The organism is Neisseria sp. CCUG12390, assembly GCF_047837985.1.
Lineage (GTDB): Bacteria > Pseudomonadota > Gammaproteobacteria > Burkholderiales > Neisseriaceae > Neisseria.
This window is the reverse complement of sequence record NZ_CP181244.1, coordinates 1,702,530-1,724,256: the sequence shown is the minus strand read 5'-3', so window position 1 is coordinate 1,724,256 and position 21,727 is coordinate 1,702,530. Positions and strand designations below refer to the sequence as shown.

Here is a 21,727-nt window from a genome sequence, read left to right as displayed (position 1 = left end):
CAGGAGCAGGCTATACATTTTTTCAATTACAAAATCCTGGCTTTAACCCCACCATGGGAGATATTTTTAATTCCTGGAAAAACATCAACCGCGACGGCAAATACCACGTCTACGACCCGCTGGTTCTCGACCTCGACGGCGACGGCATCGAAACCGTCGGAACACAGGGTTACAAAGGCGCGCTGTTCGATCATGATAAAGACGGCATCCGCACTTCGACAGGCTGGGTATTATCTGACGACGGTTTGCTGGTAATCGACCGCAATTCAGACGGCCTGATCAACAACGGCGGCGAACTTTTCGGCGACAGCACTGTATTGAAAGACGGCAGCAACGCCGCGCACGGCTATGCGGCTTTGGCCGAGTTCGATACCAATTCAGACGGCAAAGTCGATGCGCAAGATGCGGATTTTGCCAAACTCAAGGTATGGCGCGATTTGAATCAGGACGGCGTTTCTCAAGACGGCGAATTGTTTACTTTGGCCGAACTCAATATCCAATCGATCGACGCCGCCTATCAGGATGTCAACACCCGCTTGGGCAACGGAAACACCGTTGCCCAAAAAGGCAGCTATACCCTTTCAGACGGCACGACCCGCGAAATGGGCGATTTGCTGCTGGCTGCCGACCATCTGCACAGCCGCTATGCCGATTCGGTAAAAATGACCGAAGAACAAATGCAGGCGGCGAACCTGCAAGGCATCGGCCGCTTACGCGATTTGCGCGAAGCGGCGGCATTGTCGCCTGATTTGGCGGAAACGCTCAAGGCTTATTCGAATGCGGAAACCAAGACGGAGCAACAGGCTTTGCTGAACAAGCTGGTTCAGGAGTGGGCGAAAACCGATCCGGATTATCACGTCGGTTTCACTTTCTCTACCGCCATGTTCCGCACCGCCAACGAAGGCGTGGCCCTTACGCCTACTCAGGCCGGTTTTATTGTGGGTTATTCCATTCCGCAAGAATATTTGGACAAAATCCAGCACTACCGCCAAAAAGTCGCCACACTCGACGCGTTCTCCGGCGAAAAATCACGCGTGATGTTCAGCATGAACGATACCGAAACCAAGCGCATTTTCTCGGTTATCGACAAGGCATACGATTCGCTTAACGACAACGTTTACCAAGCTCTGCTGTTCCAAACCCGTTTGCAGCCCTACTTGAACGAAATCGGCCTCGTCCTCGAAAACGACGAGTTCAAACTCGATTACAGCGGTGTATTGGCTAAATTCGGCGAAGTACACGCGGAAAATCCTGAAAAAGCGTTTGTGGATTTGGGGGAGTTTGTTGCTTATTCTAAGGATAACGGCAGCGTAGGTATTCAGCAGCTTTCATCACTGTTTGCACAATATGTTCAGGCAGCAGTAGCGCAAGGCATGTTCGAACAATATGCCGAACAACTTGGCACTACGGCTTTGACAAAGCTTGGACACCAATTAGGTACTGATGCCGATGAAACATTACGCGGCACAGATTTATCCAACTTCCTGTTGGGTGGTGAAGGCAATGATACGTTAGAAGGTAGAAATGGAGATGATATTCTCTCCGGTGGTCATGGCAATGACACCCTTAGCGGCGGAGCGGGCAAAGACACCCTGACCGGAGGTTTGGGCAACGACAAACTGTACGGCGGCGGCAACGAAGCCGATACCTATGTTTTTGCCAAAGGCCACGGACAGGATGTGGTTTCCGACAGCGGTTACAAAGACGAACACACCGATACGCTGCGCTTTAGCGGAGTCAACCATGCCGACGCAGTGTTTACCCGTTATGGCAACAGCCTGGTTATCAAAGCAGTCGGCGGCGAAGACAGCGTTACCGTAGAAAACTACTTCGGCAGCAGCTCGTACCGCTACTACCAGTTTGCGTTTGACGACAAAACCGTTACCGCAGCCGACATGCCGTCTGAAACAGTGGCGGGCAAAGGCACGGACAACAACGACAGTTTGAGCGGCTGGGATACCGTTGACGTACTGGACGGAGGACTGGGCAACGACAACCTGTACGGTTACGAAGGCAGCGATACCTTAAGCGGCGGTGCAGGCAACGACAGCCTGAACGGCGGCAACGGTACCGATACGCTGAACGGCGGAGCCGGAGACGACGGTCTGAGCGGTGAAAACGGAGACGACGTACTGAACGGAGACGAAGGTCACGACACCCTTAGCGGCGGAGCGGGCAAAGACACCCTGACCGGAGGTTTGGGCAACGACAAACTGTACGGCGGCGGCAACGAAGCCGATACCTATGTTTTTGCCAAAGGCCACGGACAGGATGTGGTTTCCGACAGCGGTTACAAAGACGAACACACCGATACGCTGCGCTTTAGCGGAGTCAACCATGCCGACGCAGTGTTTACCCGTTATGGCAACAGCCTGGTTATCAAAGCAGTCGGCGGCGAAGACAGCGTTACCGTAGAAAACTACTTCGGCAGCAGCTCGTACCGCTACTACCAGTTTGCGTTTGACGACAAAACCGTTACCGCAGCCGACATGCCGTCTGAAACAGTGGCGGGCAAAGGCACGGACAACAACGACAGTTTGAGCGGCTGGGATACCGTTGACGTACTGGACGGAGGACTGGGCAACGACAACCTGTACGGTTACGAAGGCAGCGATACCTTAAGCGGCGGTGCAGGCAACGACAGCCTGAACGGCGGCAACGGTACCGATACGCTGAACGGCGGAGCCGGAGACGACGGTCTGAGCGGTGAAAACGGAGACGACGTACTGAACGGAGACGAAGGTCACGACACCCTTAGCGGCGGAGCGGGCAAAGACACCCTGACCGGAGGTTTGGGCAACGACAAACTGTACGGCGGCGGCAACGAAGCCGATACCTATGTTTTTGCCAAAGGCCACGGACAGGATGTGGTTTCCGACAGCGGTTACAAAGACGAACACACCGATACGCTGCGCTTTAGCGGAGTCAACCATGCCGACGCAGTGTTTACCCGTTATGGCAACAGCCTGGTTATCAAAGCATTCGGCGGCGAAGACAGCGTTACCGTAGAAAACTACTTCGGCAGCAGCTCGTACCGCTACTACCAGTTTGCGTTTGACGACAAAACCGTTACCGCAGCCGACATGCCGTCTGAAACAGTGGCGGGCAAAGGCACGGACAACAACGACAGTTTGAGCGGCTGGGATACCGTTGACGTACTGGACGGAGGACTGGGCAACGACAACCTGTACGGTTACGAAGGCAGCGATACCTTAAGCGGCGGTGCAGGCAACGACAGCCTGAACGGCGGCAACGGTACCGATACGCTGAACGGCGGAGCCGGAGACGACGGTCTGAGCGGTGAAAACGGAGACGACGTACTGAACGGAGACGAAGGTCACGACACCCTTAGCGGCGGAGCGGGCAAAGACACCCTGACCGGAGGTTTGGGCAACGACAAACTGTACGGCGGCGGCAACGAAGCCGATACCTATGTTTTTGCCAAAGGCCACGGACAGGATGTGGTTTCCGACAGCGGTTACAAAGACGAACACACCGATACGCTGCGCTTTAGCGGAGTCAACCATGCCGACGCAGTGTTTACCCGTTATGGCAACAGCCTGGTTATCAAAGCATTCGGCGGCGAAGACAGCGTTACCGTAGAAAACTACTTCGGCAGCAGCTCGTACCGCTACTACCAGTTTGCGTTTGACGACAAAACCGTTACCGCAGCCGACATGCCGTCTGAAACAGTGGCGGGCAAAGGCACGGACAACAACGACAGTTTGAGCGGCTGGGATACCGTTGACGTACTGGACGGAGGACTGGGCAACGACAACCTGTACGGTTACGAAGGCAGCGATACCTTAAGCGGCGGTGCAGGCAACGACAGCCTGAACGGCGGCAACGGTACCGATACGCTGAACGGCGGAGCCGGAGACGACGGTCTGAGCGGTGAAAACGGAGACGACGTACTGAACGGAGACGAAGGTCACGACACCCTTAGCGGCGGAGCGGGCAAAGACACCCTGACCGGAGGTTTGGGCAACGACAAACTGTACGGCGGCGGCAACGAAGCCGATACCTATGTTTTTGCCAAAGGCCACGGACAGGATGTGGTTTCCGACAGCGGTTACAAAGACGAACACACCGATACGCTGCGCTTTAGCGGAGTCAACCATGCCGACGCAGTGTTTACCCGTTATGGCAACAGCCTGGTTATCAAAGCATTCGGCGGCGAAGACAGCGTTACCGTAGAAAACTACTTCGGCAGCAGCTCGTACCGCTACTACCAGTTTGCGTTTGACGACAAAACCGTTACCGCAGCCGACATGCCGTCTGAAACAGTGGCGGGCAAAGGCACGGACAATATCCGTTTGAACGGTACTGCTGGAGACGACGTACTGAACGGAGACGAGGGCAGCGACACCCTGACCGGCGGAGCGGGTAGCGATACCCTGACCGGCGGAGCGGGCAACGACAGCCTGAACGGCGGCAGCAGTGAAGCCGACACCTACGTCTTTGCCAAAGGCCACGGTACTGATACCGTATCGGACTACGGCAGCAAAGCCGAACATACCGACACGTTGCGCTTTAGCGGAGTCAATCATGCCGACGCAGTGTTTACCCGTTATGGCAACAGCCTGGTTATCAAAGCATTCGGCGGCGAAGACAGCGTTACCGTAGAAAACTACTTCAGCAGCAGCTCGTACCGCTACTATCAGTTTGCGTTTGACGACAAAACCGTTACCGCAGCCGATATGCCGTCAATCCGTGTAGAAGGCCAAGGCAGCGATACCGACTATAGTTTCTATGGTTGGGATACCATCGATATTATTGATGCCGGTGGCGGTAATGACAGTCTGTACGGTTACGAAGGCAGCGATACCTTAAGCGGCGGAACAGGCAATGACAGCCTGAACGGCGGCAACGGTACCGATACGCTGAACGGCGGAGCCGGAGACGACGGTCTGAGCGGTGAAAACGGAGACGACGTACTGAACGGAGATGAAGGCAATGATACCCTTAGCGGCGGAGCGGGCAAAGACACCCTGACCGGCGGAGCGGGCAACGACAGCCTGAACGGCGGCAGCAGTGAAGCCGACACCTACGTCTTTGCCAAAGGCCACGGTACTGATACCGTATCGGACTACGGCAGCAAAGCCGAACATACCGACACGTTGCGCTTTAGCGGAGTCAATCATGCCGACGCAGTGTTTACCCGTTATGGCAACAGCCTGGTTATCAAAGCATTCGGCGGCGAAGACAGCGTTACCGTAGAAAACTACTTCAGCAGCAGCTCGTACCGCTACTATCAGTTTGCGTTTGACGACAAAACCGTTACCGCAGCCGATATGCCGTCAATCCGTGTAGAAGGCCAAGGCAGCGATACCGACTATAGTTTCTATGGTTGGGATACCATCGATATTATTGATGCCGGTGGCGGTAATGACAGTCTGTACGGTTACGAAGGCAGCGATACCTTAAGCGGCGGAACAGGCAATGACAGCCTGAACGGCGGCAACGGTACCGATACGCTGAACGGCGGAGCCGGAGACGACGGTCTGAGCGGTGAAAACGGAGACGACGTACTGAACGGAGATGAAGGCAATGATACCCTTAGCGGCGGAGCGGGCAAAGACACCCTGACCGGCGGAGCGGGCAACGACAGCCTGAACGGCGGCAGCAGTGAAGCCGACACCTACGTCTTTGCCAAAGGCCACGGTACTGATACCGTATCGGACTACGGCAGCAAAGCCGAACATACCGACACGTTGCGCTTTAGCGGAGTCAATCATGCCGACGCAGTGTTTACCCGTTATGGCAACAGCCTGGTTATCAAAGCATTCGGCGGCGAAGACAGCGTTACCGTAGAAAACTACTTCAGCAGCAGCTCGTACCGCTACTATCAGTTTGCGTTTGACGACAAAACCGTTACCGCAGCCGATATGCCGTCAATCCGTGTAGAAGGCCAAGGCAGCGATACCGACTATAGTTTCTATGGTTGGGATACCATCGATATTATTGATGCCGGTGGCGGTAATGACAGTCTGTACGGTTACGAAGGCAGCGATACCTTAAGCGGCGGAACAGGCAATGACAGCCTGAACGGCGGCAACGGTACCGATACGCTGAACGGCGGAGCCGGTGACGACGGTCTGAACGGTGAAAACGGAGACGACGTACTGAACGGAGATGAAGGCAATGATACCCTTAGCGGCGGAGCGGGCAAAGACACCCTGACCGGCGGAGCGGGTAACGACAGCCTGAACGGCGGCAGCAGTGAAGCCGACACCTACGTCTTTGCCAAAGGCCACGGTACTGATACCGTATCGGACTACGGCAGCAAAGCCGAACATACCGACACGTTGCGCTTTAGCGGAGTCAATCATGCCGACGCAGTGTTTACCCGTTATGGCAACAGCCTGGTTATCAAAGCATTCGGCGGCGAAGACAGCGTTACCGTAGAAAACTACTTCAGCAGCAGCTCGTACCGCTACTATCAGTTTGCGTTTGACGACAAAACCGTTACCGCAGCCGATATGCCGTCAATCCGTGTAGAAGGCCAAGGCAGCGATACCGACTATAGTTTCTATGGTTGGGATACCATCGATATTATTGATGCCGGTGGCGGTAATGACAGTCTGTACGGTTACGAAGGCAGCGATACCTTAAGCGGCGGAACAGGCAATGACAGCCTGAACGGCGGCAACGGTATCGATACGCTGAACGGCGGAGCCGGTGACGACGGTCTGAACGGTGAAAACGGAGACGACGTACTGAACGGAGATGAAGGCAATGATACCCTTAGCGGCGGAGCGGGCAAAGACACCCTGACCGGCGGAGCGGGCAACGACAGCCTGAACGGCGGCAGCAGTGAAGCCGACACCTACGTCTTCGCCAAAGGCCACGGTACTGATACTGTTTCCGATTACGGCAGCAAAGCCGAGCATATCGATACATTGGTGTTCGATGGTGCCGAGTTCTCTGATGCGGTGTTCAGCCGTTTCGGTAATGATCTGGTGGTGAAAGCTTACGGAGAAGGTGATCAGGTTAATGTTCAAAACTTCTTTAGCGGCAGCCATTACCGTTATACCGAGTTTGCATTTGAGGATAAAACTGTTTCGGCGAATGATGCAATGAATGCTGTTACGGTTGTCTGATTAGGCTTTCAAGCAAAGGCCGTCTGAAAAATTTTTCAGACGGCCTTTTTTGCTACACTTTATTTCACGGTGGAATGGGAGTAAGATGAGTTGCACCTTCTATATTTATTTATAATTTATTAAAGATGAATCGGATATTGTAATATGAATTTATTATAAAAATATTTTTCAATTACTTAAAGCCATATACATTGTTACTTGTTTATTATTTATTTCCCAACCCATCAGACAAGGAGTGGCACATGAAAGCAGCACGTTTCTACGACAAAGGCGACATCCGCATTGAAGACATTCCCGAACCGACCGTGGCACCGGGTACTGTGGGTATCAATGTCGCTTGGTGCGGAATCTGCGGTACGGATTTGCACGAATTTATGGAAGGGCCGATTTTTATTCCGCCTTGCGGTCATCCGCATCCGATTTCGGGCGAAGAAGCCCCGGTTACGATGGGGCATGAGTTTTCCGGCGTGGTGTATGCGGTGGGCGAAGGTGTGGACGATATCGAAGTCGGCCAGCATGTGGTGGTCGAGCCTTATATCATCCGTGATGATGTGGATACAGGAGAAGGCAGCAACTATCACCTTTCCAAAGACATGAACTTCATCGGCTTAGGCGGTTGCGGCGGCGGTTTGGCTGAGAAAATCGCGGTAAAACGCCGTTGGGTACACCCGATTTCCGATAAAATTCCGTTGGATCAGGCTGCTTTGATTGAGCCTTTGTCGGTCGGCCATCATGCTTTTGTGCGCAGCGGTGCGAAAGCGGGCGATGTTGCTTTGGTCGGCGGCGCAGGGCCGATCGGTTTGCTGTTGGCGGCTGTTTTGAAGGCCAAAGGCATCAAGGTCATCATTACCGAATTGAGCAAAGCGCGTAAAGACAAAGCCAAAGAAGCCGGCGTGGCCGATTATATTCTTGATCCGTCCGAAGTCGATGTGGTCGAAGAAGTGATGAAGCTGACCGATGGTGAAGGTGTGGATGTGGCATTTGAATGCACCAGTGTGAATAAGGTGCTGGATACGATGGTCGAAGCGTGCAAACCGGCTGCAAAAGTGGTGATTGTGTCGATTTGGAGCAAACCGGCCACGATTAATGTACACAGCGTGGTGATGAAGGAGTTGGACGTGCGCGGCACCATCGCCTACTGCAACGACCACGCCGAAACCATCAAGCTGGTGGAGGAAGGCAAAATCAATCTCGAGCCGTTCATTACCCAGCGCATTAAGTTGGACGAACTGATTTCCGAAGGTTTCGAACGCTTGATTCACAACAATGAATCGGCGGTGAAAATCATCGTTAATCCGAATCTGTAACCGAATTTGATTTTTAGCCTGACATGATCAAAAGGCCGTCTGAAAAATATTTTCAGACGGCCTTTATTAATGATTTTATGATTAACCGTATTTTACCGAGTCATTGCCGGAGTTTTTTTGGATGAACTCGATTTTGTAGCCGTCGGGATCTTCGACGAAGGCAATCACGGTGGTTCCGTGTTTCATCGGACCGGCTTCGCGCGTCACCTTGCCGCCTTTGGCGCGTACGGCATCGCAGGCGGCGTAGGCGTCGTCGACTTCGATGGCGATGTGGCCGTAGCCCGTGCCCAAATCATAGCTTTCGGTGCCCCAGTTGTAAGTCAGTTCGATAACGGTATGGTCGGTTTCTTCGCCGTAACCGACGAATGCCAATGAAAACTTACCTTCGGGGTAGTCGTGTTGGCGCAAGAGTTTCATGCCCAAAACGTTTTGATAGAAATCAAGTGATTTTTCCAGGTTGCCGATGCGCAGCATGGTGTGAAGCATTCGCATGATGTGTTCCTTTATATTGGTTTTAAAGTCTTAATTCAGACAGGCATGGACAGTATACACCGCTTAAGCAGCCTGCCAAAGTTTTTTCAGGCCTAAGCATAGTTAAAATTAATATATTAAGAAACGCAAATTCGGATTGTCTTTCCTGTGAAATTTAGTTATAAAGTATTGGTTAAGATTCATTTTTATACGCTTGATTGACTATTTTGGAGGACGAAGACATGAGGATTGGTATCCCTAAAGAGTCTCTGGCCGGTGAAACGCGCGTGGCCTGCACGCCGGCGACCGTTGCCCAGTTGCAGAAGCTGGGTTTTGAGGTTGTGGTGGAGCAGGGTGCAGGTCTGGCCGCCAGTTTGGACGACGCGGCTTACGAAGCCGCCGGTGCGGCCGTTGCCGATGCCCAAACCGTATGGCAAAGCCCGCTGATTTATAAGGTAAACGCGCCGACAGCGGAGGAAACAGGCCGTCTGAAAGCGGGGCAGACTTTGGTGAGCTTTATCTGGCCTGCGCAAAATCCCGAATTGGTTCAGCAGCTTGCCGACAAAAAAGTGAACGTGCTGGCGATGGACATGGTGCCGCGCATTTCGCGTGCGCAGTCGCTTGACGCGCTGTCTTCGATGGCGAACATCAGCGGCTACCGCGCCGTGATTGAGGCGGCGAATGCGTTCGGCCGTTTCTTCACCGGCCAGATTACCGCGGCGGGCAAAGTGCCGCCGGCGCAGGTTTTGGTCATCGGCGCGGGCGTGGCGGGTTTGGCGGCCATCGGCACGGCAAACTCGTTGGGCGCGGTGGTAAAAGCGTTCGACACGCGCCTTGAAGTGGCCGAGCAAATCGAGTCGATGGGCGGCAAATTCCTGAAACTGGACTTTCCGCAGGAAGCGGGCGGCAGCGGCGACGGCTACGCCAAAGTGATGAGCGACGAATTCATCGCCGCCGAAATGAAGCTGTTTGCGGAACAGGCCAAAGAGGTGGACATCATCATCACCACCGCCGCCATTCCGGGCAAACCCGCGCCGAAGCTGATTACCGCCGAAATGGTGGCAAGCATGAAGGCGGGCAGCGTGATTGTCGATTTGGCCGCGGCCACGGGCGGCAACTGCGAACTGACCCGCCAGGGCGAATTGTTCGTTACCGACAACGGCGTGAAAATCATCGGCTACACCGACATGGCCAACCGCTTGGCCGGGCAGTCGTCCCAGCTTTACGCCACCAATTTGGTCAATTTAACCAAGCTGTTATCGCCCAACAAAGACGGCGAAATCGCGCTGAATTTCGACGACGTGATTATCCGCAACATGACGGTTACGCGCGACGGCGAAACCACCTTCCCGCCGCCTGCCATTCAGGTTTCCGCCCAGCCGCAGCAAACGCCGTCTGAACAAGCCGCGCCCGCTGCCAAGCCTGAGCCGAAGCCTGTGCCCGCGTGGAAAAAACTCGCGCCCGCCGTGATTGGAGCGGTGCTGATTTTGTGGATCGGCGCGGTCGCTCCGGCGGCGTTTCTGAACCACTTCATCGTGTTCGTGCTCTCGTGCGTGATCGGCTATTACGTCGTGTGGAACGTGTCGCACTCGCTGCATACGCCGCTGATGTCAGTTACCAACGCGATTTCCGGCATCATCGTCGTCGGCGCGTTGCTGCAAATCGGCCAGGGCAACGGCTTCGTGTCGCTGCTGGCGTTTATCGCCGTGCTGATTGCCAGCGTGAACATTTTCGGCGGTTTCTACGTTACGCGCAGAATGCTGAATATGTTCCGCAAAGGGTAAAGCCGTTTTCAGACGGCCTGTAAAACCAAAGGCCGTCTGAAAACAAAAGCCTTGCACGGTACGGCTTTACCCCCGCACCAAACTTCAAGGCCGTCTGAAACCACGGAAAAGGAATACCGATGAACTTCGCCCAAACACCCGAACCGCCGTATTACGCCGTTGTCTTCACATCGCGGCGCACCGACGGCGACAACGGCTACGGCAAAACCGCCGAACGCATGGTCGAACTGGCGCAGCAGCAGGCAGGTTTTCTCGGCGCGGAAAGCGTACGCGCGGAAGGCTTCGGCATCACCGTTTCCTACTGGTCGGACGAAGCGTCCATCGCCGCATGGAAAAAGCACGCCGAACACCGGATTGCCCAAGAAACGGGCAAAGCGTTGTGGTATGCCGATTATGCAATCCGCGTCTGCAAAGTGGAACGCGCCTACGGCACGGTTTTTCAGACGGCCTGAATACGGTTATTCGCCATAACTCTGTATCGCAAAAAGGAAAATGCAATGGAACTGTCTTCCGAACAGATTGCCGCCCAATTGCGCTGTCCGCATGACGAAGCAGGAGTATCGTTCGGCCAAGTGATGAACCTGCGCAATCTGCCGCAAATAGCCGCCGCATTTGCCGCCGTCGGCATAGAAGGCCAAGACCGCATACTGGAAACGGGCTGCGGCGACGGCGGTTTACTCGGCTATGTTTTGTCTCTGGCTGAAAACGTGCATTACACGGGGCTGGAAATTTCACCCCTGATGCAGCAGCAGGCACAGGCATTCAACGCGCCGTTTATCTCGGCAGGCAAAGCCGAATACCGGCTCTACGACGGCAGGCTGCTGCCTTTTGAAAACGGTGCGTTCCACAAAGCCGTTTCGGTCAACACGGTTTATTTTTGGGAAGACGCTCAGGAAATGTTGGCCGAAACCTGCCGCGTGCTGCAAACGGGCGGGCGGTTTTGTTTGGGTTTCTGCGAAAAAGACTTTATGAAACGGCTGCCGTTTGCCGAACACGGTTTCGCGCTTTATGACGCGGCCGACATCAGGCGGTTGGCGGAAAAAATCCCTTTCCGCTGCCTTGCGGAAACACGCAGCCGTGATTGGGCGGTCAGCAAAAGCGGAGATTTGGTGCGGCGGGAATGTGTGCATTTGGTTTTTGAAAAATACGAAAAGGCCGTCTGAAAAACGGTTTCAGGCAGCCCGGATGCTGCTTAAATCCATGATTTTATTTTAAATTGGAGAACATCATGTCTTCAGGACTTGTCACTGCGGCCTACATCGTAGCCGCCATCTTATTCATTTTCTCGCTGGCAGGGCTTTCCAAACAGGAAACCGCCAAACAGGGCTGTTACGCAGGTATCGCGGGCATGGCGGTTGCCCTGTTCGCCACGGTGTTCAGCGAGCAGACCCACGGCTTTTTCTGGGTGGTGCTGGCGATGGCCGTCGGCGCGGGCATCGGCATCTACAAGGCGAAAAAGGTCGAGATGACCGAAATGCCCGAGCTGATTGCGCTCTTGCACAGCTTCGTCGGTCTGGCCGCCGTGCTGGTCGGCTTCAACAGCTTCATCGCCCCGGGCGATGTGCCGTCTGAAATGTACACCATCCACTTGGTGGAAGTGTTTTTGGGCATTTTCATCGGTGCGGTAACGTTCACCGGCTCGATTGTCGCCTTCGGCAAACTCAACGGCAAAATCAGCAGCGCGCCGCTGCAACTGCCCGCCAAACACAAGCTGAACGCAGCGGCCTTAATCGGCTCGTTCCTGCTGATGCTGTGGTTCGTGGCGGTTGACGGAAGCTGGTTCCTGCTGATTTTGATGACCGTGATTGCGCTGGCCTTCGGCTGGCACTTGGTCGCATCCATAGGCGGCGCGGACATGCCTGTAGTGGTGTCCATGCTCAACTCGTATTCCGGCTGGGCAGCAGCAGCAGCGGGCTTTATGCTGTCGAACGATCTGCTCATCGTAACCGGCGCGTTGGTCGGTTCCAGCGGCGCGATTTTGTCGTACATCATGTGTAAAGCCATGAACCGCTCGTTCATTTCCGTGATTGCAGGTGGCTTCGGCACCGACGGTTCCGCCGCCGCTTCGGATGGCGGTGAAACGGGAGAATACCGCGAAGCCAAACCCGCCGAAGTGGCCGAAATGCTCAAAGGCGCAAGCTCCGTCATCATCACCCCGGGCTACGGCATGGCCGTGGCGCAGGCGCAGTATCCCGTTGCCGAAATCACCGATTTACTGCGCAAAAACGGCACGGAAGTGCGCTTCGGCATCCACCCCGTCGCCGGTCGCCTGCCCGGCCATATGAACGTGCTGCTCGCCGAAGCCAAAGTGCCTTACGACATCGTGCTGGAAATGGACGAAATCAACGACGATTTCCCCGAAACCGACGTGGTGCTGGTCATCGGCGCGAACGACACCGTCAACCCCGCCGCGCAAACCGACCCCAACTCGCCCATCGCTGGCATGCCCGTGCTGGAAGTGTGGAAAGCCAAAGAAGTAGTCGTGTTTAAACGCTCGATGAACACAGGTTACGCAGGTGTGCAGAACCCGCTGTTCTTCAACGAAAACAGCGTGATGTGCTTCGGCGATGCGAAGGGTACGGTGGATGAGATTTTGGCGGAATTGAAGAAATAAAAGCCGTCTGAAAGACTGACGTAGGTACGGTTAGCCGCCCCAAGCGGCGTAACCGTACACAGGCAGCTGAAACGGGTTTTCAGACGGCGTGTAGGATTGGATAAACGCGTTCGTACGGTTACGCCGCTTGGGGCGGCTAACCGTACCTACGAGTTCTGCCCAATCAAAAGGCCGTCTGAAAAAAATTCAGACGGCCTTTTAATTGCAAAACAAGGATTGGGAAAATTGTAGGATGGATGTGAACCCATCATGCCGAGGCATTTCAAAGCGGTGGGTCACACCCACCTAACCGTACCTACGAGTTCTTGGGTGAAACGATATGCCGTAACCCGACAAAACGGCAACCATGTAGGTTGGGTTAGGCGGTACGCCGTAACCCAACGCAACGGCAGGGGGCTGATTAGGTTTCCGAAACGGTAACGGGTTGTTGGGTTACGGCCTTAAGCGGCCTAACCCAACCTACGCGTGCTGTGTTTACGGATTTTCGTCCAACAACCCCAACTCTTTTGCAATCCACTTATATTCAACAGAAAAATTGTTGCCTACTGTTTTTTTCATATCTTCAAGAAATTTTTGAACCACTTCAGTCCATCTCCTATCTTCGTAAAGGCTTGAGATTAAACATTTAACATGTTGATAACTACAACCAAATTCGTTTTCCATTTTTCTTTCGAAATCACAGTAAGTAAATTCAGATTTGTTATAAAATTCATCAAGAATATCAAATAATTTTTTCTCTCGATCATAATCAAAATCTAATTCCAGGAACCATTTCTCTAATTTTCCAATTTTTCCTGATACCACAAAATCTTTCATAATATTAAAATGAAATTTTTCTACTTCATTCATAACCTTAAAACTCCAACATGATGAATTAAAATAAAACAAAATAACCTAAATGAATATATGGACTATTGCTGAAATATCAAATCCGACGTAGGTACGGTTAGCCGTCCCAAACAACGTAACCGTATCTACAAATTCTGAAAAAGTAGGTTGAAAATTGACTTGATATTGTCTGAAAATTTTCAGACGGCCTCAATTACATGGGATAACAAAAATCTACACTTGAGTTATATCAAGCGCGGCGGTTTGCGCCCACCTTAAAATGACGGGCATACCGTCTATGGACAAGCAAACCATGAGTGATTTATACCCGCATGAAATTTTACGCGCCACCGTCGACAAGGGGGTGGCCAAAGGCAACGGCGACGCGCTCCAGCTCGGTGTATTGGGCTTTTTGGGCGGTGCTTTTATTTCCATCGGCTATTTGGCCTATATCCGCGTGGTCGGCGGGATGCCGGAAGAATTCGGCAGCTTAGCAACCTTGCTCGGTGCCGCCGTATTCCCCATCGGTCTGATTTGCATTTTGTTGGGTGGGGCGGAACTGATTACCAGCAATATGATGGTTTTGCCTGTAGCGGTAATGATGAAAAAGATTACGGTCGGCAAATGGCTGCGCAATTGGCTGATTGTGTCGCTGGCGAATCTCTTCGGCGCATTTTTCGTGGCGTGGTTTTTCGGGCATTTTCTGGGCTTGACCGAAGGCCATTATCTGCACGAAACCGTTGCCGTGGCGCAAGCCAAGGTTTCGGCGGATTTTGCGCAGGGTTTCGTTTCCGGCATCGGCTGTAACTGGATGGTGGCGATGGGTGCATGGCTTTGCTACGGTGCGCACACTTACGGCGGCAAGATTTTGGCGATCTGGTTTCCGATCATGATTTTTGTGTTAATCGGTTTCCAACACGTCGTCGCCAATATGTTTGTCATTCCCGCGGCGATTTGGGGCGGTGCCGATATTTCTTGGGCGCAGTTTATGCACAATATGGTTTCGGTTTACCTCGGCAATGCCGTCGGCGGCGCGGTGTTCGTCGGTATGCTGTATGTGTTGACCTACCGCAAGCAGGCTGCGCAGACACATTGACGATGTACAAAAGGCCGTCTGAAAAATTTTCAGACGGCCTTTTGCATGGGAAGCCGGTTTTTATTTTTTGACCAAAAAATACAGTCCGCTCAGGGTCAGCAGAATGCCTAAAACTTTCTGCCAAGAAAACTGTTCGCCGAATATCCATACCGCCAACGGAATCAGCAGCAGGGCGGCCATTCCGTTGACCACCACGCCCGACCACTGCGCCGAACCGCCCGACTGGTAGGCCAGCAGAAAGCCCAGTTCGATCAGCAAAATACCGGCTGATACCAGCCACACGCGCCAGTTGGCGGCCAATGCGGTGGTATCGCTTAAAGACACTTTGCCGAACCACGGTATCAACGCCAAACACAGCACCAGCGCGGCGGCATAATAAACCGCCAATACCGTCATGGGATTGGCCGTTATGTCGTGCAAGGATTTTTGGCCGGTGTGGTAGAGTACGTTGCCCAACGCGGCAACCATCAGAAAAAGAAAAAATTTCATCGTGACAAGGGGAAATCAAACAGGGTTTGCGCAGTATCGGGCAAGGCCGTCTGAAAACGTCGTTTCTGTTTTCAGACGGCCTTGGTCGGGTGATTTTACTTGAAGACGGGGCTTGAGCCAAATCGGGATGAGCCGGATGGGGAAGTCAACTAAAAGGCTGCGTTCGGATTTTATGTTGATGTTTCAGTTTAGTCATAAGTTTGTAGGGATACGCGTTTCGGAAAGATCGCAGGCCGTCTGAACTTTCAGACGGCCTTTGATGAATTTGATTCATGGATAACCGAAAATTTAGCATTTGATTGAATGCGCCGAAATCGCTATAGTGGCGCATCCGGGCGGCATGGCTAACGATAAAAACGCCCGCGTTCTTATGGAAAGAGAAGGTTATTCATGGACTTAAGACAAAAAATTGCACAAAGCCCGATGAGCGGCTATCAATGGATGGTGGTGGCATTGACCTTTATATTGAATATGCTCGACGGTTTTGATGTGTTGGCGGTGGCGTTCACCGCAAAAAGCATTCAGACCGAACTGGGCTTGGACGGTGCGCACATCGGTACGTTGATGAGTGCGGGCTTGTTGGGCATGACTTTGGGTTCGGTGTTTCTCGCGCCCTTGGCCGACCGTTTCGGCCGCCGTCCGCTGCTGATTTTTTCGACGCTGCTGTCTGCCGTCGGTATGTTGATGACGTATTTTTCGCATTCGATGGAAAGCATCGCTTTTTGGCGCATTGTGACGGGTTTGGGCGTGGGCGGTATTCTGCCGTGCACCAATGTGATTGTGAGCGAATATGCCAACCAGAAATGGCGCGGTCTGGCGATTGCGATTTACGCTTCGGGCTTCGGCATCGGCGCGATGTTGGGTGGAATGTCGGCGGTGATGTTGCAGGGCGAATACGGCTGGCGTTCGGTGTTTTTGGTTGGAGCGGCCTTGACCATGTTGGCGGTTGTGCTGCTGGTGGCGGTTTTGCCCGAATCGGTGGATTTTCTGCTGACCAAGCGTCCGGACGGTGCCAAGGCGCGTTTGGATAAAATCGCTGCCAAAATGGGCTTGAGCGGCGATTGGACGTTCCCTAAAATCGGGCAGGGCGTGAAAAAGGCCAAAGTGTCGGTGCTGCGCCTGTTCGAGCCGCAATACCGTGCGACTACCTTATTGATTTGGCTGGCCTTTATCACCGTGATGGCGGCTTACTATTTCATCAATTCGTGGACACCCGCGCTGCTGGAGCAAGCGGGTATGGCTAAGGCGCAAAGCCAGTCGGTCGGTATGGCTATTTCGGTGGGCGGTGCCATCGGTTCGTTGATTTTCGGCTTTTTGGCCAGCCGCTGGACGGCACGCGCGGTGCTGATCAGCTTTGCGGTGTTGGCGGTCGGTGCGATTTTTGCGTTCCTGTCTTCCGGTTCGCTGAGCGTGGCTTTGGTATTCGCTGTATTGGTCGGTGCGCTGATGAACGGCTGTATCGCCGGACTCTACACCATCAACCCGACGCTTTACGCCGCCGATTTCCGCAGCACCGGCGTGGGCGTGACCATCGGCGTCGGCCGTTTGGGTTCGATTTTGGCTCCGATCGTGGCCGGCGGTCTTTTGGATGCGGGCTGGGCGAAAAACGATTTGTACGGCGCGACTGCCCTGGTGATTGCGCTGGCGGTGGCGGCATTGTTCTTTTTGAAGCCTAAAGTGCAGCATATCTGATGAAAATATGTTGAATCAATGAAAATAAGGCCGTCTGAAAGGGGAAAACAACCTTTCAGACGGCCTTTGCATTCGGCAACGGATTGCCGATTAAAATACGGCGCGGAATGTATTTTAATTTCACGTTTCGGCTTGAAACAGAGCCGGCGGATTGTGCGGATATGAAAGAAAAATAAAAAAACTGCGCGCTGAAAATGTTTATTTGCACGGGTTTTGCGGTGTATCAAATTTATGTTCAGGATGCTTAAAGGCTTACTTGCCAGCCTGAAGATTTTTAAACATAATAGCCCGCATGTAAATCTTATTACAATCCGCACTTTCAACAATAATATCCATTCGGACAAATCAAACAGTCATCTCCAACACGGGCCAAACGGAAGTTTCAACCGGCAGGCCGTCTGAAAAAGGCGTGCCGGTCATGAAGAAGTAGCAATATTTTTACTTTTTATACTTAGAGTGAGGACTCTTTTTATGAATCAATCCAAGCTTCTTTATTGGTCCGTGACCGTTGCGCTGGCAGGTTTCCTGTTCGGTTTCGACACGGTGGTGATTTCCGGTGCCGACCAGGCTTTGCAGAACCTGTGGGGCAGCTCTCCCTTGTTCCACGGCATGGTGGTGATGTCTTCCGCCTTGTGGGGTACGGTCATCGGTGCCTTGTTCGGCGGCATTCCCACCGACAAATTCGGCCGTAAGAAAACGCTGATTGCCATCGGTATCCTGTATGTGGCCAGCGCGCTGGGTTCGGCTTTGGTGTCCGATCCTTATTCGTTTGCCTTCTTCCGCTTTATCGGCGGCTTGGGTGTGGGCGCGTCCACCATTGCCGCTCCTGCGTATGTGACTGAAATCGCACCGGCCGAAAAACGCGGCCGTTTGGTGGCGATGTACCAGTTCAATATCGTGTTCGGTATTCTGATGGCGTTTTTGTCGAACTACATCATCGCCGGGATGGATTTGGGTGAAAACACCTGGCGTTGGATGCTGGGTATCGAAACCGTGCCTGCGCTGATTTATACCCTGATGGTGTTCGGCGTGCCGATGTCGCCGCGCTGGCTGGCCATGAAAGGCCGTCTGAACGAAGCGGAAGCGGTATTGAAAAAAATCAATCCGGATGCCGACGTAAAATCTCTGCTGGAAACCAATCAGGAGGAAGGCGGCAACAAGGAAAGCATGTGGCTCAGAAAATACCGTTATCCGGTGATTCTGGCTTTCCTGATTGCGTTCTTCAACCAAATGTCCGGCATCAATGCCTTCCTGTATTACGCACCGCGTATCTTTGAAATCGCCGGTTTGGAACAAAGCGCAGCCATGCTCAGCAGCGTGGGCATCGGTATTGTCAACCTGATTTTTACCTTTATCGGCCTGTCGCTGATTGACAAATTCGGCCGCCGCCAACTGATGTATATCTGTTCGTTCGGCTACATCATTTCATTGAGCTTGGTGTCGATGGCTTTCTTTTTGGGCTGGAAGGGCATGGCAGTACCGCTGTTCTTCTTCCTGTTCATCGCCGCACACGCCATCGGCCAAGGCACGGTGATTTGGGTATTCATCTCCGAAATTTTCCCCAGCCACCTGCGTGCGCAAGGCCAGTCTTTGGGCAGCTCGACCCACTGGGTGCTGGCGGCAGCGATTCCGGCAGCGATTCCGTTTTTGTTCGACAGCATCGGCGCGGCTTGGGTATTCGTATGCTTTACGCTGATGATGGTGCTGCAACTGCTGTTTGTGATGTTTATGATGCCGGAAACCAAAGGCGTTCCGTTGGAAGAATTGTCTAAGTCGTTGATTAAGGAAGATTGAGAATGAAAGTAACCAGTTTCGGTGAAGTGCTGTGGGACGATTTCCCAAGCGGAAAAGTATTGGGCGGCGCGCCGCTGAATGTGGTGGTCCGCCTGAGGGCTTTGGGGGCGGATACCGCCATCATCAGTTGCCGCGGCGACGATGAAGACGGCGAAGAATTGTTGCGCCAGATTCTCAGCAAACAGGTCAATGCCGACCTTGTGCAGGTTTGTCCCGACCAGGCCACCAGTTTGGTGAAGGTATCGCTTGATAAGGGCGGCAGTGCTTCATACGAAATTGTTTACCCCTGCGCTTGGGACCGCATCCGTGTACAGCCCGAAGCTTTGCAGCGCGTGGCCGAATCCGACGCCTTTATTTTCGGCAGCCTGGCGGCGCGCGACGAGGTTTCCCGCGCGACGCTGGAGCAGTTGCTGGAACACGCCAAGTTCAAAATTTTCGATGTCAACCTGCGCAAGCCGCATTACGATACCGACCGTCTGCTGGCCGCCATGAAAAAAGCGGACATGGTGAAACTGAATGACGACGAATTGTACGAATTGGCCGAAATATACGGTTCGCCTTACCATTCCATCGAGCAGAACATCGCTTATCTCGCCAAACTGACCGGCGTGGAAACCGTAGTCGTTACCTTGGGCAGCCACGGTGCGGCGTTGTACAAAGGCGGCGAGCTTTACCGCCACAGCGGTTTCCGCGTCAAAGTGGCCGATACCGTCGGCTCGGGCGACAGCTTCCTGGCCGGCTTGACTTACAAACTGCTGAGTTATGCCGACCCGCAGGAAGCCGTCACTTTCGCTTGCGCCTTGGGTGCGCTGGTGGCTTCCCGCCACGGCGCAACACCGGAAATTTCCTTGCAGGAAATCGAAGCTTTTATGTCAGGAACAAACGCATGAAATTAAAATCAGGTATTTTCACAGTCTTCTTATTATCGGCTTTGTCTTTAAGCGGCTGCATTATCGTCAGTAACGACAGCAAACCGGCAGCCGCCGCCCCTCAAAGCAAAAGTTCTTTAAGCCGCAGTCATTTTTTTGTCGTACATTGTACCGAAGCGACGCAGAAGGATGGTTACAGCTATAAGGATGCTGTCGCCCTCTGCAGCTGCTATGTCAATGAATCAATCAAAAGATACGGATCTTCAGGAACCAAGGAACTGCTGGAAGGCCCTATTTCGAAAAAAGACGAACGGGTTAAACTCAGACCGGTTGTTGAAGCTTGTTACAACCGTCATATCGGTTCTTGATGGGCTGCTGCATTTTAAACTTACAAGGCCGTCTGAAAATTTATTTTCAGACGGCCTTTATCCGTCAGGAAGCCCGTTTTACTTTGATATTTGGCTAGGCAGAGACAACAGGCCGTCTGAAAGCAGAATACTTTCAGACGGCCTATGGGCTAAAGCGGGACTTACGCTTCCAACTGTTTTTCCAACTCGCCCAACACCTTATAGCAGTTGATCACGCTCTCTACGCTGGAGTTCGGCTGGCGGCCTTCGCGGATGGCGGCGAAGAATTCGCGGTCTTGCAGCTCGATGCCGTTCATGGATACGGCCACTTTGCTCACGTCCACCGGTTCTTCCTTGCCGTTGACCAAGTCGTCGTAGCGGGCGATGTAGGTGCCGTTGTCGCAGATGTAGCGGAAGAACGTGCCCAAGGGGCCGTCGTTGTTGAACGACAGCGACAGCGTGCAAATCGCGCCGTTTTCGGCCTGAAGCTGGATGGACATGTCCATCGCGATGCCCAAAACGGGATGTTTCGGGCCTTGAATCGCGTTGGCTTTCACCACTTTGCTGCCGGTTTGGTATTGGAACAGGTCGACCGTGTGCGCGGCGTGGTGCCACAGCAGATGATCCGTCCACGAACGCGGTTCGCCTTTGGCGTTGGTGTTGGTGCGGCGGAAAAAGTAGGTTTGCACGTCCATCTGCTGGATGTTCAGTTCGCCCGCCTGGATTTTGTTGTGCACCCATTGGTGGCTGGGGTTGAAGCGGCGGGTGTGGCCGACCATCGCCACCAGGCCGGTTTCTTTCTGTACGCGCAGCACTTCTTCGGCATCCGCCCAAGAGTCGGCCAGCGGAATTTCCACCTGAACGTGTTTGCCCGCACGCAGGCATTGCAGCGTCTGCTCGGCGTGCATTTGGGTGGGGGTGCACAAAATCACGGCATCGACTTCGGGCATGGCCAGGGCATCGGCCAATTCGGTGGTGGCAAAGCCGATACCGTATTTGTCGGCCACGGCTTGGGTTTTTTCCAAATCTCGGCTGACGAGTGCCACGACTTCGACATCGGGAATGTTTTTGATGCCGTCAAGGTGTTTTTCGCCGAATGCACCGGCACCGGCCAGCGCGACTTTGATGGTTTTGCTCATGGATATTCCTTTGCTTGGATGTTGGATGGGAAACGGGGTTTCAGACGGCCTTAATCTGAAACTCTCATCAGGCCGTCTGAAAAATTGCTGACGGTCGGGGTTTCGACAATTTGAACCTTTGCAAAATTGAGATTAAACCTGAAAATCTATAACCGTCATACGCTGCTCAGGCGGGAATCCAGACCTGACGGTTT

15 protein-coding genes are annotated in these 21,727 nt (G+C 53.4%); 11 read left to right on the top strand and 4 right to left on the bottom strand.

Translation table 11 applies throughout. The features are described from left to right. The first annotated feature begins 53 nt into the window (after positions 1-53). Positions 54-7,103, top strand: a complete 7,050-nt coding sequence (locus ACM67E_RS08060; RefSeq protein ID WP_416190946.1) for a calcium-binding protein — start codon at positions 54-56, stop codon at positions 7,101-7,103. 242 nt (positions 7,104-7,345) lie between these two features. Next, on the top strand, positions 7,346-8,410 hold the full coding sequence (locus ACM67E_RS08055) for a 2,3-butanediol dehydrogenase (protein ID WP_416190945.1): 1,065 nt from the start codon (positions 7,346-7,348) through the stop codon (positions 8,408-8,410). Positions 8,411-8,491: 81 nt separating this feature from the next. On the opposite strand, the gene gloA is transcribed toward ACM67E_RS08055, so the two are convergent. Continuing rightward, a complete protein-coding gene (gene gloA, locus ACM67E_RS08050; protein WP_416190944.1) occupies positions 8,492-8,902 on the bottom strand; it encodes a lactoylglutathione lyase in 411 nt (136 codons plus the stop codon). 221 nt (positions 8,903-9,123) lie between these two features. Here gloA and ACM67E_RS08045 point away from each other — a divergent pair, with 221 nt between their 5' ends. From ACM67E_RS08045 to pntB, 4 genes are all read left to right on the top strand, one after another. Continuing rightward, entirely contained in the window at positions 9,124-10,665 is a 1,542-nt protein-coding gene (locus ACM67E_RS08045; protein WP_416190943.1) for a Re/Si-specific NAD(P)(+) transhydrogenase subunit alpha, read from the top strand. A gap of 119 nt (positions 10,666-10,784) precedes the next feature. Next, positions 10,785-11,117, top strand: a complete 333-nt coding sequence (locus tag ACM67E_RS08040) for an antibiotic biosynthesis monooxygenase family protein (RefSeq protein ID WP_416190942.1) — start codon at positions 10,785-10,787, stop codon at positions 11,115-11,117. Between the two features lie 45 nt (positions 11,118-11,162). Continuing rightward, positions 11,163-11,828: a class I SAM-dependent methyltransferase gene (locus tag ACM67E_RS08035; RefSeq protein WP_416190941.1), complete on the top strand. Its 666-nt coding sequence runs from the start codon at positions 11,163-11,165 to the stop codon at positions 11,826-11,828. A gap of 65 nt (positions 11,829-11,893) precedes the next feature. Beyond that, positions 11,894-13,279 carry a Re/Si-specific NAD(P)(+) transhydrogenase subunit beta gene (pntB, locus tag ACM67E_RS08030; RefSeq protein ID WP_416190940.1) on the top strand — a complete coding sequence of 462 codons (1,386 nt, stop codon included), beginning with the start codon at positions 11,894-11,896 and terminating at the stop codon, positions 13,277-13,279. Positions 13,280-13,753: 474 nt separating this feature from the next. On the opposite strand, the gene ACM67E_RS08025 is transcribed toward pntB, so the two are convergent. Next, complete coding sequence (locus ACM67E_RS08025; RefSeq protein WP_416190939.1) at positions 13,754-14,128, bottom strand: hypothetical protein; 375 nt, start codon at positions 14,126-14,128, stop codon at positions 13,754-13,756. A 292-nt stretch (positions 14,129-14,420) separates the two neighbouring features. Here ACM67E_RS08025 and ACM67E_RS08020 point away from each other — a divergent pair, with 292 nt between their 5' ends. Continuing rightward, entirely contained in the window at positions 14,421-15,203 is a 783-nt protein-coding gene (locus ACM67E_RS08020) for a formate/nitrite transporter family protein (protein WP_416190938.1), read from the top strand. A 60-nt stretch (positions 15,204-15,263) separates the two neighbouring features. Here ACM67E_RS08020 and ACM67E_RS08015 read toward each other — a convergent pair whose 3' ends face one another. After that, positions 15,264-15,692 carry a hypothetical protein gene (locus tag ACM67E_RS08015; RefSeq protein ID WP_416190937.1) on the bottom strand — a complete coding sequence of 143 codons (429 nt, stop codon included), beginning with the start codon at positions 15,690-15,692 and terminating at the stop codon, positions 15,264-15,266. A gap of 390 nt (positions 15,693-16,082) precedes the next feature. On the opposite strand from ACM67E_RS08015, the gene ACM67E_RS08010 reads away from it, so the two are divergent. The 4 genes from ACM67E_RS08010 to ACM67E_RS07995 all read left to right on the top strand — a co-directional run bounded on the left by ACM67E_RS08010 (position 16,083) and on the right by ACM67E_RS07995 (position 20,415). Further along, on the top strand, positions 16,083-17,384 hold the full coding sequence (locus tag ACM67E_RS08010; protein WP_416190936.1) for an MFS transporter: 1,302 nt from the start codon (positions 16,083-16,085) through the stop codon (positions 17,382-17,384). A 456-nt stretch (positions 17,385-17,840) separates the two neighbouring features. Further along, the gene (locus tag ACM67E_RS08005; protein ID WP_416190935.1) at positions 17,841-19,178 is read left to right on the top strand and encodes a sugar porter family MFS transporter; all 1,338 of its coding nucleotides are present in this window, start codon (positions 17,841-17,843) and stop codon (positions 19,176-19,178) included. A 2-nt stretch (positions 19,179-19,180) separates the two neighbouring features. After that, a complete protein-coding gene (locus ACM67E_RS08000; protein WP_416190934.1) occupies positions 19,181-20,068 on the top strand; it encodes a carbohydrate kinase family protein in 888 nt (295 codons plus the stop codon). Then, entirely contained in the window at positions 20,065-20,415 is a 351-nt protein-coding gene (locus ACM67E_RS07995; RefSeq protein WP_416190933.1) for a hypothetical protein, read from the top strand. Before ACM67E_RS08000 ends, ACM67E_RS07995 begins: the two co-directional genes overlap by 4 nt. A 161-nt stretch (positions 20,416-20,576) precedes the next feature. Here ACM67E_RS07995 and ACM67E_RS07990 read toward each other — a convergent pair whose 3' ends face one another. After that, positions 20,577-21,533, bottom strand: a complete 957-nt coding sequence (locus tag ACM67E_RS07990) for a Gfo/Idh/MocA family oxidoreductase (RefSeq protein ID WP_416190932.1) — start codon at positions 21,531-21,533, stop codon at positions 20,577-20,579. Positions 21,534-21,727 lie beyond the last annotated feature (194 nt).

Coding starts and splice junctions, on each gene's coding strand:
- ACM67E_RS08060 (WP_416190946.1), top strand. CDS start 54: ATGGGAGATATTTTTAATTCCTGGAAAAACATCAACCGCGACGGCAAA.
- ACM67E_RS08055 (WP_416190945.1), top strand. CDS start 7,346: ATGAAAGCAGCACGTTTCTACGACAAAGGCGACATCCGCATTGAAGAC.
- gloA (WP_416190944.1), bottom strand. CDS start 8,902: ATGCGAATGCTTCACACCATGCTGCGCATCGGCAACCTGGAAAAATCA.
- ACM67E_RS08045 (WP_416190943.1), top strand. CDS start 9,124: ATGAGGATTGGTATCCCTAAAGAGTCTCTGGCCGGTGAAACGCGCGTG.
- ACM67E_RS08040 (WP_416190942.1), top strand. CDS start 10,785: ATGAACTTCGCCCAAACACCCGAACCGCCGTATTACGCCGTTGTCTTC.
- ACM67E_RS08035 (WP_416190941.1), top strand. CDS start 11,163: ATGGAACTGTCTTCCGAACAGATTGCCGCCCAATTGCGCTGTCCGCAT.
- pntB (WP_416190940.1), top strand. CDS start 11,894: ATGTCTTCAGGACTTGTCACTGCGGCCTACATCGTAGCCGCCATCTTA.
- ACM67E_RS08025 (WP_416190939.1), bottom strand. CDS start 14,128: ATGAATGAAGTAGAAAAATTTCATTTTAATATTATGAAAGATTTTGTG.
- ACM67E_RS08020 (WP_416190938.1), top strand. CDS start 14,421: ATGAGTGATTTATACCCGCATGAAATTTTACGCGCCACCGTCGACAAG.
- ACM67E_RS08015 (WP_416190937.1), bottom strand. CDS start 15,692: ATGAAATTTTTTCTTTTTCTGATGGTTGCCGCGTTGGGCAACGTACTC.
- ACM67E_RS08010 (WP_416190936.1), top strand. CDS start 16,083: ATGGACTTAAGACAAAAAATTGCACAAAGCCCGATGAGCGGCTATCAA.
- ACM67E_RS08000 (WP_416190934.1), top strand. CDS start 19,181: ATGAAAGTAACCAGTTTCGGTGAAGTGCTGTGGGACGATTTCCCAAGC.
- ACM67E_RS07995 (WP_416190933.1), top strand. CDS start 20,065: ATGAAATTAAAATCAGGTATTTTCACAGTCTTCTTATTATCGGCTTTG.
- ACM67E_RS07990 (WP_416190932.1), bottom strand. CDS start 21,533: ATGAGCAAAACCATCAAAGTCGCGCTGGCCGGTGCCGGTGCATTCGGC.